The following is a 13,948-nucleotide window of genomic DNA, read 5'->3' on the forward strand; positions in this document are numbered from 1 at the left end:
TATCATGAAACGATTTATTGCAATCTTTACAGCCATGGTGCTATCAAGTTCCGCACATGCAGCGGACCTTACTGGCACTTGGAACGCCGAATTTGAAACACAGCGAGGACGTCAGTCTTATGTGTTTAATTTAAAGCAAGACGGTACAACGGTGACTGGAAATGCTACTGCAACCACGGACGGCCAGAAACGCGATGTCGATCTGAAAGACATCAAGCTTTCGGGAGAAACTTTAACGTTCACAGAAGTTCTAGCGGTACAAGATCGCGAGATCAGTATTACCTACACAGGGAAGCTGAGCGGCGACGAAATAAATTTTGAAAGGAAGGTCGGGGAATTCGGAACATCAGAATCCATAGCGAAAAGAGCCGCAGATTCCAACCCAGCGCCTGCAGTCGCCGCGCCGTCGACACCTAGCAACCCTAGTGCTGGAAATGCACCGGGACGTGGACAGGGCTTTGGCCCAGGCCGTGGACCAGGTGGCCCAGGCCGTGGACCAGGTGGCCCAGGACGTGGCCCTGGAGCGGGCGGCGGACGTGGTGGATTTGGCGGATCGATCGAGATTGGGCCTGACGACAAGCCCGCTTTTGATAATCCGGTCGAAGGGTTCGACAAACGCCGTGACAGTATCGAACACGGCAAGTTAGAGAAAGTTGAATACGACTCCAAAACGGTGGGTGTCAAACGTTGGATGCAGGTCTATACGCCACCGGGCTACACCAGCGACAAGAAGTATCCGCAACTCTACCTCCTGCATGGCATCGGTGGCAATGAAAAGGAAGAATGGACTCGACAAGGAGCCGCGACAACCGTTCTAGATAATCTTATCGCTGACGGAAAAATCGTTCCGATGGTGGTAGTTTTTCCAAATGGTAATGCAACTGCAAGTGGTTCAGAAGAAGGCAGCCGTAGCCGTGAGAGTGGTTTTGGGGGATGGGGCGAACCGTTTAAGAAAGACTTGCTGAACGATATAGTACCGTTTATCGAATCGAACTATTCCGTGATTGCCGATCGCGAACATCGAGCACTGGCGGGACTGTCGATGGGTGGTGGTCAATCATTAACGTTCGGGTTGGCCAGTCTGGACACTTTTGCTTGGATAGGTGGATTCTCTTCAGCCCCAAATACCGGTGCGCCAAGCGATCTTGTACCTAATCCGGAAAAGACATCCAAAGAGCTGAAACTTCTGTTTGTTTCTTGTGGAAATAAAGATGGGCTTATTCGCATAAGCCAGGGACTGCATGCTTACTTGAAGGAAAACCAAGTTCCCCATACATATCATGTGGATGAGCATGCTCATGATTTCGAGCATTGGAAGAAGTCACTCTACCACTTCTCGCAACTGATCTTCAAAACCGAACCTCAGTAGAAATTTTAAGGTTTGTGTTCCTTCCACGGAACGCGATGCAATTCATCAAACCGGTGTGATTCTCACCCGGTTATAGTCCTAGGCGCCGCGAATAAGCCAGCCGGAGTTCCCGCTTGGGAGTATCAAGTACTCAGCAGCGACGAATTGCTCAGCGTCGATGGTAAGCCTGGACCGACCACAAACGAATTCCTTGCAGAGCGGCTGAATTTACGGGGTGAGGAAGGGTGGGAATTCACGGGTATCGTCGCTCTGGATAGCTGGGTTTTTAGACGTCCTGTAATTGGCAACTAGTAATTGTCCGCAACCGGCGTTTCAATGCGCCACTCGTCAGAGTGTTAGGCTAGGCTTACGGCGTTCGATTTGCCACACTGCTCCAAGTATGGCAACGGAGCGGACGCCTCAATGAAGTCAACGGCACGGATCATCCATTTTTGCCGACCTTTCCAACTCTGTAACTTCATCGTTTCCTACACACATCTTCATCGAAAGGACAAATTGTCCGTTTTGGCGGGCCGTATAATACTGTCGCGTTGGGTGTTGTACTTAAAAGTCCTTAGGAAAGGTCGTGTCATGAAGTTAGCAAACTTTCTATCCCTTCTGGCTATCGCAACGATTGTGAATTTAGTCGATCGTACAGAAGCAATCGCACAGCTCGCATATCACCAAGCAAGCTTTAGCTCCTATGCTCTTGCTGAGACGGACGCAGGCAGCGAGTATGCATACGAAATTGATGAGAGTGAGAACATAACCCCACCAGATTCGTATACGTTTACTGAGTACGGGCAAGCACCGGGGTACAGTTCAAGCGCAACGGTCGGCGTCGAGCATGCTTCAAAATTGACCAACAACACGATCAATCTGTTTGGTAAAGCTTACTCATATGTTGCCGACGACTATGGGTACGCAGCCTGTTCCGCAGACTCAGAAGTCAGCAGCTTTATTCGGTTCACCGTGACCCGACGGGCGCGGATCAATCTTTCAGGAAGCCTTAACCTGGGCGGTAGTTCTTTACCGGAATGGTCCTATAGCTCCTTTGAGTTGCGTAGAGAAAACGGCCCCATGATCGCGTCAAGCAACGGTGGTACGTTCTCATTCTCCGGACCGCTACAGCCAGGCACTTATGTTATCGCGGTTACGCAGCGCGTTCTGCGACAGATTGATTTCAGCGGCGGGGATGTATACGAGAACAGTTTCGGAACCTATAACGTCTCAATGACCGCAAGATAACGATAACTTGCGAATGCCGTACGCTCTGTGTTCGTTGGAGCATCAACAACAGTTACTTCCGTATCTCTTGCGAGCAAAACTTTATTGTTCTGTCATGGGGGCGGCCAAATGTCTTGATGCTTATCGAACACAGAGGCGAGTTAATCATTCACGGATGCGACTCTGCCAACCAACGGGCTGAGTCCACGCTTTCTGGCGTGGGCTTTCGGACGTTGGATTGGTGGGCGTTTTATCGCTCGTGACCGTTGCACGTAGATATAGCTCGTCGCCGCTCAGTTGGTAAGTTGCGGTCAATCCCGTTACGGTGGCAAAGACCTTACCAACGTCAGCTGAATAATCGAGCAAGGCGGGTGATGGCTTCTCTGTTTCTTGAACATCGCGAGTCCTAGTGGACTGATCAAAGCCGACTGGCGTGCCAATGAACTGGGTCACGAAAGTTGCATCGCCATCGGGCTTGATCTGAAGTGTTAGTGTGCCACTGCTAGCGTCAAAATCTAGCCGCGACCGGGGGATGCTTTAATTTTGCCATGGTAATTATGGCTGTCATCGGTAGCTAACCCGAAAAGCGGAGGTGCACCAAACTGGCTTAATCGTAGCGTACTAGTAATGTCCCACAGCGTTTCCAAACTGTGGCGTCGATCGCTGCCCAAGTCTCCGTCTCCTTCAACTCCATTCCAGACCTCGAAGAACTCGTCCTCAACCAGAGCTGCCAAGTCCTCGGCAGAAATGCCTTGGGCATGGGTTTGCTGCACATAGAAGACATCAGCATAAAGCAACATAAAAAGAACAGTTGACATACGTTTCATTCGCGTGGCTCCATAAATTGAGGCAGCGGCTTGTTAATTCCGCGAAACCTCTCGTATCATTCCTTGTGTTGGGCGTTTAAGCGCCATCGAATAGGCCGCCGTTCAACAATTCTCGAAATCTTCAAGTGTTTTTGCTGCCCTGGTGTCTGACCCATCTCCGGCGAGGAAAAAACAATGAAATCGACTCGCCTCCAAAGGGGGCAGTCCTCTTTTTAAATCAAGTAAGTTGGAATTTGGTACAATTCAGAATCCGTTTTAGAACAACCTATGGTTCAAATAGAGACTATTTCATGATTCATCGTCGTTTGTCAAAAATTGCGATCGTTGCAATCGCTTCTGCCTTTCCATTGAGTGATGTCATTGGTCAAGCGACCAACCCGCAGCCGGAAGCTAGCAGCAGCACTGATTCAACCTCACAGTCTAAATCGACCGCTGATACTCCGAGTGTGCCAGCAAGAGGCGGCATCATCTCCGATGGCGGCGGACGCAGCATTGACCTAGCCTCACCGATCGTTGATTCCGAACGTCGCGTAACGTTTCGTGTGAAAGCACCGTTAGCAAACTCGATTGCTTTAACCAGCGATTTTCAGGAGGAGACTCCATTGGTAAAGGGTGATGACGGTATATGGAGCTTGACCGTTGGTCCCATTGTGCCGGATATCTACTACTACAATTTTGTGGTCGATGGCGTTCGAACAGTAGACCCAGGAAACAGTCTGGCAAAGATTGGATACTACACCAGCACGCTTACCAGCGTTCTCAACGTACCTGCAGCAGAACCGACGTTTTACGATGTCAAAGATGTGCCGCACGGTGAGCTTCGAACGCATGTTTACAAGTCGAACTCAAACGGCGTAGTTCGTGAGCTGAATGTATACGTGCCACCAGGTTATGACGCCAATACGCAGAAGCATTACCCAGTGTTATATCTTTTGCATGGCAACGCAAATGACCATAACTCTTGGCAACGATATGGCAGAGCAAACGAAATTCTTGACAATTTGCTCGCAGAAGGCGCTATGGAGCCCTTTTTGGTCGTCATGCCATTGGGATATGGCAAAGCAGCGGTGAATGGCGATGGGCATGGAATTGCGGCAGACGCTGGACCGGATAATCGTTTGACCAACGCGGCAGGTGGGTTTGGCGGTGGGCCTGATTTCTATGAGCAGGATATCTTAAAGGATGTCATCCCGATGATTGATGCCAAGTACCGCACGATAGCGGACCGCCGAAGTCGAGCGATCTTTGGCTTCTCCATGGGCGGCGGGCAAGCGGGACGCATCGGACTTGGAAATTTAGATACGTTCAGTCGCGTGGGTATCATGAGCGCTGGGCTGGGCAGGGGTGGAGATACAGGGGTTGTTGCGGACATCAGCAAGGACGTCGCTGGCACCAATGCAAAGCTTGATTTGTTGTGGATCGGTTGTGGTAAAGATGATTTTGCCTATCCCGGTGCAAGCAGTTTAGCCCAGTCCTTAACCGCCGCCGGGATCGAGCACACTTTTGTCGAAAGCGAGGGCGGGCATCATTGGAGAGTATGGCGTCGCTACTTACACGAAGTTGCTCCGAAGCTATTTCGCCAATCAGAGAATCAATAAAATCTCGGCTTTTTTCACTTTTCTCCTAGGCGGATCGGTTTCAGCCTAGTAGACTTCTGCCTCAAACGGAGTTTTTGAAGTTTACACAGCTTCAAAATGTGTCGGCTCGGGTAGCCGAAATGGGTCTTGCCAACATTTGTCGCGGCGATTTTCCCGCCAACTCCATGCGACAAGTCTTCTTATACATCGTTTGGTTTCGCTAAATTGCGACCGAAAACGATTCGTGCCACGAAGCAACGTCGCAATCCTGTGTTTTACACTGACTGCGTCGCTTCGTTTTATCAGCCCCGCGTTTTTAACGCTCTGTGGGTCTACGTACCGATCGGCGCATTTACCGACGATAGGATTTTTATGTCGATGGACATGAGCATTGAAACAATGCAAGACGAGATGAATGAATTGGAAATCAACGATCCAGCCATGATCGAAGATAATTTAGCTGAAGACAACTTGATTGCCGATCGCCTAGTTGAAGACAACTTGGCTGAAGTGCAAGTCCCCGAATCTGGCTTTCGAGCGCTTGGCCTGCTTTCCGAAGTAGTCGACGCAGTCGAAGCATCGGGCTACACCGAACCCACGCAAATCCAAGCGGAAATCATTCCGCACATGTTGGCTGGTCGAGATGTGCTGGCTCAATCACAAACGGGTACCGGAAAAACTGCCGCGTTCGCGCTGCCGATCCTTTCCAAAATTGATTACAGCCGCCGAAAGCCGCAAGTTCTGGTGCTTGCCCCTACTCGAGAACTGGCTATTCAAGTCGCTCGTTCATTCGAGACCTATGCCAGTAACTTGGATAACAACTTCAATGTTGCTGCGATCTATGGCGGACAGGACTACGAGATCCAGTTCCGAGCTTTACGCCAAGGCGTACAGGTGGTGGTTGGGACGCCCGGTCGCGTGATTGATCACGTCAATCGCGGGACATTGGACTTAAGCACCATCGATTGCTTGGTCTTGGACGAAGCCGACGAAATGTTGAACATGGGCTTCTTGGAAGATGTGCAGTTTGTCTTGGAGAAAGCTCCAGAAAATCGACAGATTGCTCTGTTCTCCGCAACGATGCCCGAAGCGATCCAACGGATTGCCAACGACTACCTGCGCAACCCAGCCGAAATCAAGATCCGTCGCAAAACGATGACGGCGGAATCGATTCGCCAACGAGCAGTTTTTGTTAGCCCTCGCGATAAATTGGATGTGCTGACACGGATTTTGGAAGTCGAACCTACGGACGGCGTGATCATCTTTACCAAGACTCGCGAGTCGACTTTGCAAGTGGCCGAGCAATTGGTCCAGCACGGTTTGAAGGCCATCGCACTCAACGGCGATATGCCGCAACGAGTTCGCGAACGAACGATCGAGCAATTGAAGTCTGGGCACTTGAACATTCTCGTGGCTACCGACGTGGCCGCTCGTGGGTTGGATGTGCCTCGCGTGAGCCATGTATTCAATTACGATCTACCTAACGACAGCGAATCCTACGTTCACCGCATTGGTCGAACAGGTCGAGCGGGCCGCAAAGGCGAAGCAATCATCTTCTTAACGAGTGCTCAACGTCGTAAGCTGCGTGTTATCGAGCAGATGACCAAGCAGTCGATCGAAGAGATGAATCCACCATCGGTCAAAGAGATCAATGCCAAGCGCATCGAACGCTTTCAACAGCAGATCACCGAAGCAACGACGCACGCGGACATAGCGTTCTATGAAAAGCTGGTCACCGAACATAGTGAGAAGAGCGGGCAGAGCTTGGCTCAAATCGCTGCAGCTTTGGCGTTGCTAAGCCAACAGGGACGCGAGTTCTTGATGCCCGAGAGGCAGTTGGCGCGCAAGCCCAGCTTTGACGAAGGTTCCTCCCGGCGAGAACGCGGTGATTCGGACGATCGTCCTCGTGGCGGTCGCAACGAAGAGCGTCGCAGCGGACGCCCAGAACAAGGCATGATACGATATCGCATCGAAGTCGGCCGACGTGATGGAGTTCGGCCAGGTAACATTGTCGGTGCAGTCGCTAACGAAGCCGGTTTGGATAGTGCGTTCATTGGGCAGATTTCGATTTACAACGAATTCAGCACGATTGACTTACCCGACGGCATGCCACGCGAGATCTATCAAGTACTTCGCAAGACTTGGGTATCTGGCAAGCAACTGCAATTGAGCTTGGACACCAAAGCTGGTCCCGGCAAAGAACGCGGTGGCAAGCCGCGCCGCAGCCGTGAAGACTAAGCAGTTGCGAGTTCCCTTGCCATTTAAACTCGGCAAAAATCGTTTAACCGCGAGCCCAACGGGCCGCGTCACTATCGGGCGGATTGGTTTAACCGTCAGCCGCTAGGCGTACGCGAGATACTATTCAACACGCGTGGGAGCCCGGACATCGAAAGAGCCCACACCGCCGCGTTGATACTCTAATGCGAATTCCCAACGAATAAAAAAGGACGACGAATACAGCTCTAGGTCATTCGTCGTCTCCTTTGATTCGTTGGACAATTGTCATTCTAGCCACTCACGCATTGCATCCGCTGCCGTATGGGCAAGAGTGAGAGAACTGCGGCTGGCAACCGCACAGCTTTACGATGCAAGTGATCTCAAGCAGTGGCGGACACCGAATTCTACATTCCTTTGATAGAGATACCCAGTGGCAGTGATTCGCCGATGATCTCATTGGTCTCTTCGACACTCATTGTAAGCACTGATTCAACTTGAGCTATCTGCCGATCCGTTGCTTGGTGCTGTTTCAGAGCCTGAATCACTTGACGGGTCGCGGCGGGTGATAAGTCTCGGAAGCGATCGCCAGTCTTGCGGGCCACTTGGACCAACATAGAGTTCAATGCAGCGGCCTGAGCCTTCGATTTGAAAAGCGTTGGCAAAAGGCTTTCGACAGTCTCCGGTGCCAGTACATGGTTTAGGGGTGCATACAACGGTAAACGCGTTGCAATACGACCAATGGACCATAACACAATCGTGCTTATGGAGTTTAGTTTTTCTTTTCCGCTGGCCTGAATCAACGCATGCAATAATCGCAACTTCGTGGGAGTATCCAGAAGTTCCAAAGAAGCAGCCAATCGTAACAGCTCGCTCACGTAGCCAACCGACGCACCGGCGAAACTGCCTTGCAAGTATTTCATAATCGCTGCTTGATGCTCTTCGTACAAGGCACGCTGCTGTCCTGCGGTGAAGCCGCCAGCGATGCGTCGCCACAAGATGATCGCCTCAGGAACGTTCGCTTTATTTTGCAGCTTGCCCTGCACCGCACGCCAGGTTTGGGCTACTCGCCAATCGTCAGCGGCGAGTCCAAATCCTGGGCGGAGGAAGTAGCCCATCAAGTTGAGCCATCTAGCCTCGGAGTCAGGTCTACGATGAGCCGCTGGATCGAGATCCATTAAGCTCAGCCAGAGTTCACGCAGCAAGGATGCGGCCCATTGATTGCGAGGGAAGCCGAAGATTTCCGATAGCTGCTGCATGAGGACCTTGGTAGAAGGCAGCGACTGATCAGAATGAAAGACCGACAGCAAGTGATCCTTGGCGACTTGAACCAAATCGTCGCTCAAGATGCCTTGCCTTTCACCAGCCCCTAGATGATGCTGCCTGTTGGTCTGCACGGTGGATCGAAGATCAAACTCCAGTTTCCAGCGTTCATGGACATTGGCTTTATCGGAAGACTCCGGTGCAACCGTTTGTAAGTACAGTTGCAAAGTCCCAATCTCCGATAGACGGCTTTCAATCACAGCCGTTGTTTGAAACGCTTTACGTCGATTAGCAACTTGCAAAATGGTTTGGATTGGTGGCAAGTCCAACATGGTGTCCGCATTGTAGGTCGCTAAATCACCCGGTTGGTCGGTCAATTGTGTGCTACTGTAATGCAACGGGAACTGAACCGGTTGCCCTAACTGCACTTCGACGGGCAATTGATGAAACTGATAATGTTCTAACGTCTGAGCGCTGGCAGGCATGACGCACATCACTCGATGTGGAGATCGCTGTACGGTCAAGAAGTAAGCTCGCGCCAGCCGAGCATCAATGCGGATGCCCTCCCGATTGCCCAAGCCTTGGCCGCGTTTCACCATCGCGAAATAGGCAGCCCCGCGAGAGACCGCCAGATCCAGTGACTCGCTTTCCAATTCACGACATTTCCAGTCCGTATGATCGGAATACCAGTCGTTGATCTGGTCAACAATTCGATCGCGGATCAGTTTGGACGCGGTGACGCCTCCGTTGAAAAGAATCCAGTCGGGTCTGGCCGCTTGTTTGTCGTTTTGCCGTGTCGGGTCGGAAGCATCTCGACCAGCGAATCGATGGGACCAAAGAAAGTGCGCGACGTGACGCGTGATCGCAGGATCTTTCGCGTAAGGCAAACCAAACTCGCGAAAACCTGTTTGAGCTTCTTCGGGTTTGGCATCGTAGGCAACCAGCGGAAAGAATCCATCCAGCAACAATCGTTGGACGTCGTCGGCTTGTAAGTTGAACGATCGTCCGGCATCGACCAGTTTGCGGCCTGAACCGGCGACAAACAAGGAGTACTCCTTCGGTGCCGCTTCGGCCAGCAAGCTTTCTTTCGCCGCCCGACAGTTCATCCGCAGCGATTCCCACATGCGAGCGTTGAAGTTCGCCGCCGTATCGCCGCTTGCCAACTGTTCTACGTGAGCGGCTAGTGCAGCGTCTAAGTTATCCCCCCCCAACAGCAGATGTTCGCCCACGGCCACACGATGCAGGCCGTAGGTCTGCTCAAGCTCAACGCCCGCAGTTGGCTGGTTCTGAGCGGCTCGCACACGGATCAAGGTAAAATCCGTAGTTCCACCGCCGATATCGCAGATGAGCACCGTCTGGCCAGCAGTAATCAACGTCTCCCACGACTCCTGGTGCCTCGCCAGCCAAGCATAGAAGGCGGCCTGCGGTTCCTCGATTAAAAGAATGTTCGACAGGCCTGCCTCACGAGCCGCTTCAATCGTCAATTCTCTAGCCACCTCGTCAAAGGAAGCGGGAAGTGTGATAACGACATCTTGCTGAGCCAACGGCGCATCGCGGTAAGCTGCGTCCCACGATTTGCGAATATGGGAAAGATAATGGCTGCATGCTTGGACGGGCGACATTTGCTCAATGTCTGAATCTGCATGCCAGGGCAGCAGTTTCGCTTGACGGTCAATGCCGCTGTGACACAGCCAGCTCTTGGCCGAAGCGATCTGACGTTGTGGTTGATCGGAACCACGCGCCCTCGCGTAGTGGCCTACGCAAAAGCTGGGCTGCCGAGCCTCGTTGGGCTCAAAATGATAAAGGAACGACGGCAACGTCGTTCGCTGCTCAACGGTACTAGCGTCGACCAACTGCGGAATTAGAAATTGTTGGATAGCCGGATCAGACGCCAGCGAATCCACAAACGCCACGGCACAGTTGGTTGTACCAAGGTCGATACCAACGCAAAATCGAGCGGGAGGAGCGGGCTGAAGAGCGTGCATTTGAGCGGTCAGACAAATAAAAAAGGTACTTATGTTGGTTCATAAGTACCTTCGCTGGTGATTTGAAGCGGTTCAAGGACTCAACCGCATCGATGTTGGGATGATTAGCGTTCCAGCTTGACGGTCGAGTTCTCTTTTTGCTCGACATCGGAGGGACGCTCGTCATACTTCGCGACAGGTAGTTCCGCAGCAGGTGGAGCAACGAAATAGTCGACTGCGGATTCAGCAGGTGCCGCTTTCAAGAAAGAAGTGTCTTCCACTTCCTTCACATTTCCAGCTTCCGTAATCTTTGCGATCACTTGGCGTTCAATGATCTGATTGCGGATAGCGTCCATTTGGCCGGTACGCTCGAGGTTTGCTCGCATCTTGCGTACAGTGACATTGGATTGAGCGGCGATCGCTTCGATTTCGGCGTCGTACTCTTCAGCGGTTGGTTCAATCTTCAGTTCATCAGCGATCTTTTCCAGCAAGAAGTGCTCTCGCAGGGCTTGGATCGTGATATCCCGTGCATTGCGACGCATAGCGTTGACCGCAATCTTGATCTCGTCGTCGCTGGTTCCATTACGACGAAGTTCCAGAACGCGGCGTTGCAATTCGCGGTTAGTCTGGCGATCTACCAAAGTGTTTGGCATTTCCCAGTTGCTGTCTTTGAGCAGCAAGGTTGTGATCTGATTGCGAATGCTTTGCTGTTGTTGGAACTCTTGTTGTTGGCTCAGCTCGCTGCGGACAAAATCTCGTAGCTCGTCGACGGACTCGAATCCGAAATTCTCTAACAGATTCTGGGATAGATTCTTAGGATCGATTCGCGTGATCGACACGACAAAAAATTCAGCTTCGACACTCTGCCCGCGGAAGGCTTCGTTGCTGGCAGTGTCCGAAATGGTCACGGTCGTGGTGCGGCTGTCGCCCTCTTTGGCCCCAACCATCAGGTTGCCAAACTCCATGACTTGGCAGTCCGAGAATGACAGGGATTCGCGAAGCAGAACCGATTCTTCTTCCATCTCGCCGATGACCTGACCATCCATACGGAAAGTAGCGCGAATGGTCAGCTTGTCACCTAATTGCGCTTCACCATCCACCGCTTCGCCCTCAGCGAATCGCGACAGGGTGCGTACCATTTGTTGATCGATTACGTCGTCGGTCAAATTGAAGGTAGGCTTGGAAATTTCCAGACCTTGCCAATTTGGAGTTTCGAACTCTGGACGGACTTCCAGCGAAAATTCGAAAGTGAAATCGCCCGCATCCGGCAGTTCGACCGCGCCGTAGTCCATGTCCGGTTCGCTGATGGCCGAAATGTCGCCACCTTCGGTGATCTGCTGCAGGGCCATCATCACCAGATTGCTCTTCACTCGCTCGCTCACTTGTTTGCGAAAGCGATTTTCGAGCAATTTCCGGGGCGCCTTGCCCACTCGGAATCCAGGCAGTTCTGCTTGAGGAGCGATCTCGTTAAACGAAGCTTGAAACTGCTTGTCGATATCGCTGCGCGGGATGGTCACTACAAAGTGGCGTTCGCAGGCTCCTTTTTCGGAGACCTTCACGTCGAGAGCCAACTTTTCTTCCTGAGTTTCGATAGCCGTATCGCTTGACATAATGAGGGGACTTAAAAGCGAAAAATGATAGTACTGTTGAACAGATTGCGAATCTACGCGGTCGTAATGACCCTATAAAAAAAATGGACAACCAGTATCGGGAATGAAGAGCGGGTGATGGGATTCGAACCCACGACAACAACGTTGGCAACGTTGTGCTCTACCAACTGAGCTACACCCGCAGAACCTATTCAACCGTCTGATTGTCCAACACAGCTTTGCCTGGCTTCCTGCCACTTCCGTTAGCATTCATGTTCCGTCGGCAAAGTGCTCGCCACGCACCTGACAATCGGTGTAAACCAATCGCCAATGACGGCAGCGAAGATCGGGATTATAGACCTACTCTTTTGCCTTGCAAGAGCGAAGCACGACCATCCGCTAGATTTTTACCACGATTTGCTGGGCCAGATTGCGGCTTTTCGAAGCCGGATTCATGGAATAACATAGGGTCTACATGGCATTCTGAATTACCCGGCTATCTTGCGTAATGCTAGCACAGCCGTTTCCTCTACCCAAATCAACCTCGTGAGCCAATCAGCCCAGCCCGCCAAGTTAGCGTTAGAAGACGGAACGATCTATCTTGGCACCTCTATCGGCAGCCCCGGTGAAATCGACGGCGAAGTCGTCTTCAATACATCCATGACGGGTTACCAGGAGATTATGACGGATCCTAGTTACCGCGGGCAGATCGTCACCATGACTTACCCGATGATCGGTAACTACGGCGTCAATGACGATGATTTGGAGTCGGCCAAGCCTCAGGTCGCAGGGTTTTTGGTCCGTGAGGATAGCCGAATTCATAGCAATTTTCGCTCGAGCCAGTCGTTCCAAGACTACCTTCGACTGCACAACATCGTGGCGCTTGCTGGCATCGATACCAGAGCCTTGGTGCGGAAAACGCGCACCGCAGGAGCATTGCGGGGTATTCTATCGACATCGGATTTGAATGATGAGTCGCTGGTGGAAAAGGCTCGCAAGTCACCGGGGTTGGTTGGCCGCGATTTGGTTCGAGAAGTGATCCCGCAGCAAAAACGTCGCTGGGATGAACGTCTGCACAATCTGGTCAGCATCGACGAAATTGGAAGTCAGCGCGACTCGCGACCACGCGTCGTTTGCCTCGACTTCGGCATGAAGTGGAATATACCTCGCCATCTAGCCAGCCGTGGAAACGACGTGGTGATCTTGCCTGGAACAGCGACGGCCGACGAAGTATTGGCTGAAGAGCCCGATGGAATTTTTCTGAGCAACGGTCCTGGGGACCCCGAACCGCTGACATACGCCATCAAGACGATCCAGCAAGTGCTGGGTAAAAAGCCTGTGTTCGGCATCTGCCTAGGACATCAGTTGTTGTCTCTGGCGAGTGGTGCAAAGACATATAAGTTGAAGTTTGGTCATCGCGGCGCGAACCAACCAGTACTTCAAGTCGGGACAGGTAAAGTGGAGATCACTTCACAGAACCATGGCTTTTGCGTGGAAGAGGAAAGTTTGCCCGATACGCTTGAAATCACTCACCGCAATTTGAATGACAACACGATCGCTGGAGTGCGTCGCAAGGACGTGAATGCCTTCAGTGTGCAGTATCATCCCGAAGCATCTGCAGGTCCGCACGACAGCAGCTATCTTTTCGATCGCTTTCAAGAAGCGATTCAGCGATAATCATCAAATGCAAGCCATCTGTTAGATCCGATTCGCGGGCGGTGAATGAATTACGAATTGAGCTGCGAATGCAGCGGGATTGGGGAAAGCGAAGCTGGGCCTGGTGCCCAGTCTTCGCAATAGTATTGGTGTGCTAACCGCATTGCTGGTGTGTCTCAGCAGTAGGCCGGAAACAAGCAAAGCAATTCTGGCGGGACTTCGGTCGCTTAAGGTAAGTAACGTGGATCGACACATCGCTCATTGCCAATGGGCTTTGCTCAGT

Annotated in this window: 9 protein-coding genes and 1 tRNA gene; 5 read left to right on the top strand and 5 right to left on the bottom strand. The window is 51.9% G+C overall.

Annotated features, from left to right (window positions below; translation table 11 throughout):
* The first annotated feature begins 4 nt into the window (after positions 1 to 4).
* Together SH302x_RS26415 and SH302x_RS26420 are read left to right on the top strand one after the other, a co-directional pair.
* On the top strand, positions 5 to 1,369 hold the full coding sequence (locus SH302x_RS26415) for an alpha/beta hydrolase (RefSeq protein WP_479366077.1): 1,365 nt from the start codon (positions 5 to 7) through the stop codon (positions 1,367 to 1,369).
* A gap of 570 nt (positions 1,370 to 1,939) precedes the next feature.
* Positions 1,940 to 2,596, top strand: coding sequence for a hypothetical protein (locus SH302x_RS26420; protein ID WP_479366079.1), 657 nt, complete (start codon positions 1,940 to 1,942; stop codon positions 2,594 to 2,596).
* A 144-nt stretch (positions 2,597 to 2,740) separates the two neighbouring features.
* On the opposite strand, the gene SH302x_RS26425 is transcribed toward SH302x_RS26420, so the two are convergent.
* Positions 2,741 to 3,028, bottom strand: coding sequence for a hypothetical protein (locus tag SH302x_RS26425; protein WP_479366080.1), 288 nt, complete (start codon positions 3,026 to 3,028; stop codon positions 2,741 to 2,743).
* A gap of 62 nt (positions 3,029 to 3,090) precedes the next feature.
* On the bottom strand, positions 3,091 to 3,402 hold the full coding sequence (locus tag SH302x_RS26430) for a hypothetical protein (RefSeq protein ID WP_479366081.1): 312 nt from the start codon (positions 3,400 to 3,402) through the stop codon (positions 3,091 to 3,093).
* A 290-nt stretch (positions 3,403 to 3,692) separates the two neighbouring features.
* Here SH302x_RS26430 and SH302x_RS26435 point away from each other — a divergent pair, with 290 nt between their 5' ends.
* Positions 3,693 to 5,000 carry an esterase gene (locus tag SH302x_RS26435; RefSeq protein ID WP_479366082.1) on the top strand — a complete coding sequence of 436 codons (1,308 nt, stop codon included), beginning with the start codon at positions 3,693 to 3,695 and terminating at the stop codon, positions 4,998 to 5,000.
* 126 nt (positions 5,001 to 5,126) lie between these two features.
* Entirely contained in the window at positions 5,127 to 7,217 is a 2,091-nt protein-coding gene (locus tag SH302x_RS26440; protein WP_479366083.1) for a DEAD/DEAH box helicase, read from the top strand.
* A 383-nt stretch (positions 7,218 to 7,600) separates the two neighbouring features.
* On the opposite strand, the gene SH302x_RS26445 is transcribed toward SH302x_RS26440, so the two are convergent.
* The 3 genes from SH302x_RS26445 to SH302x_RS26455 form a co-directional block, all read right to left on the bottom strand.
* Complete coding sequence (locus tag SH302x_RS26445) at positions 7,601 to 10,441, bottom strand: hsp70 family protein (RefSeq protein ID WP_479366084.1); 2,841 nt, start codon at positions 10,439 to 10,441, stop codon at positions 7,601 to 7,603.
* 104 nt (positions 10,442 to 10,545) lie between these two features.
* Positions 10,546 to 12,030: a trigger factor gene (gene tig / locus SH302x_RS26450; RefSeq protein ID WP_479366085.1), complete on the bottom strand. Its 1,485-nt coding sequence runs from the start codon at positions 12,028 to 12,030 to the stop codon at positions 10,546 to 10,548.
* Positions 12,031 to 12,139: 109 nt separating this feature from the next.
* Positions 12,140 to 12,212, bottom strand: a tRNA-Gly gene (locus SH302x_RS26455).
* 343 nt (positions 12,213 to 12,555) lie between these two features.
* On the opposite strand from SH302x_RS26455, the gene carA reads away from it, so the two are divergent.
* Positions 12,556 to 13,686, top strand: coding sequence for a glutamine-hydrolyzing carbamoyl-phosphate synthase small subunit (gene carA / locus SH302x_RS26460; protein WP_479366086.1), 1,131 nt, complete (start codon positions 12,556 to 12,558; stop codon positions 13,684 to 13,686).
* Positions 13,687 to 13,948: the final 262 nt, after the last annotated feature.

This window comes from Njordella calcicola (assembly GCF_056494125.1).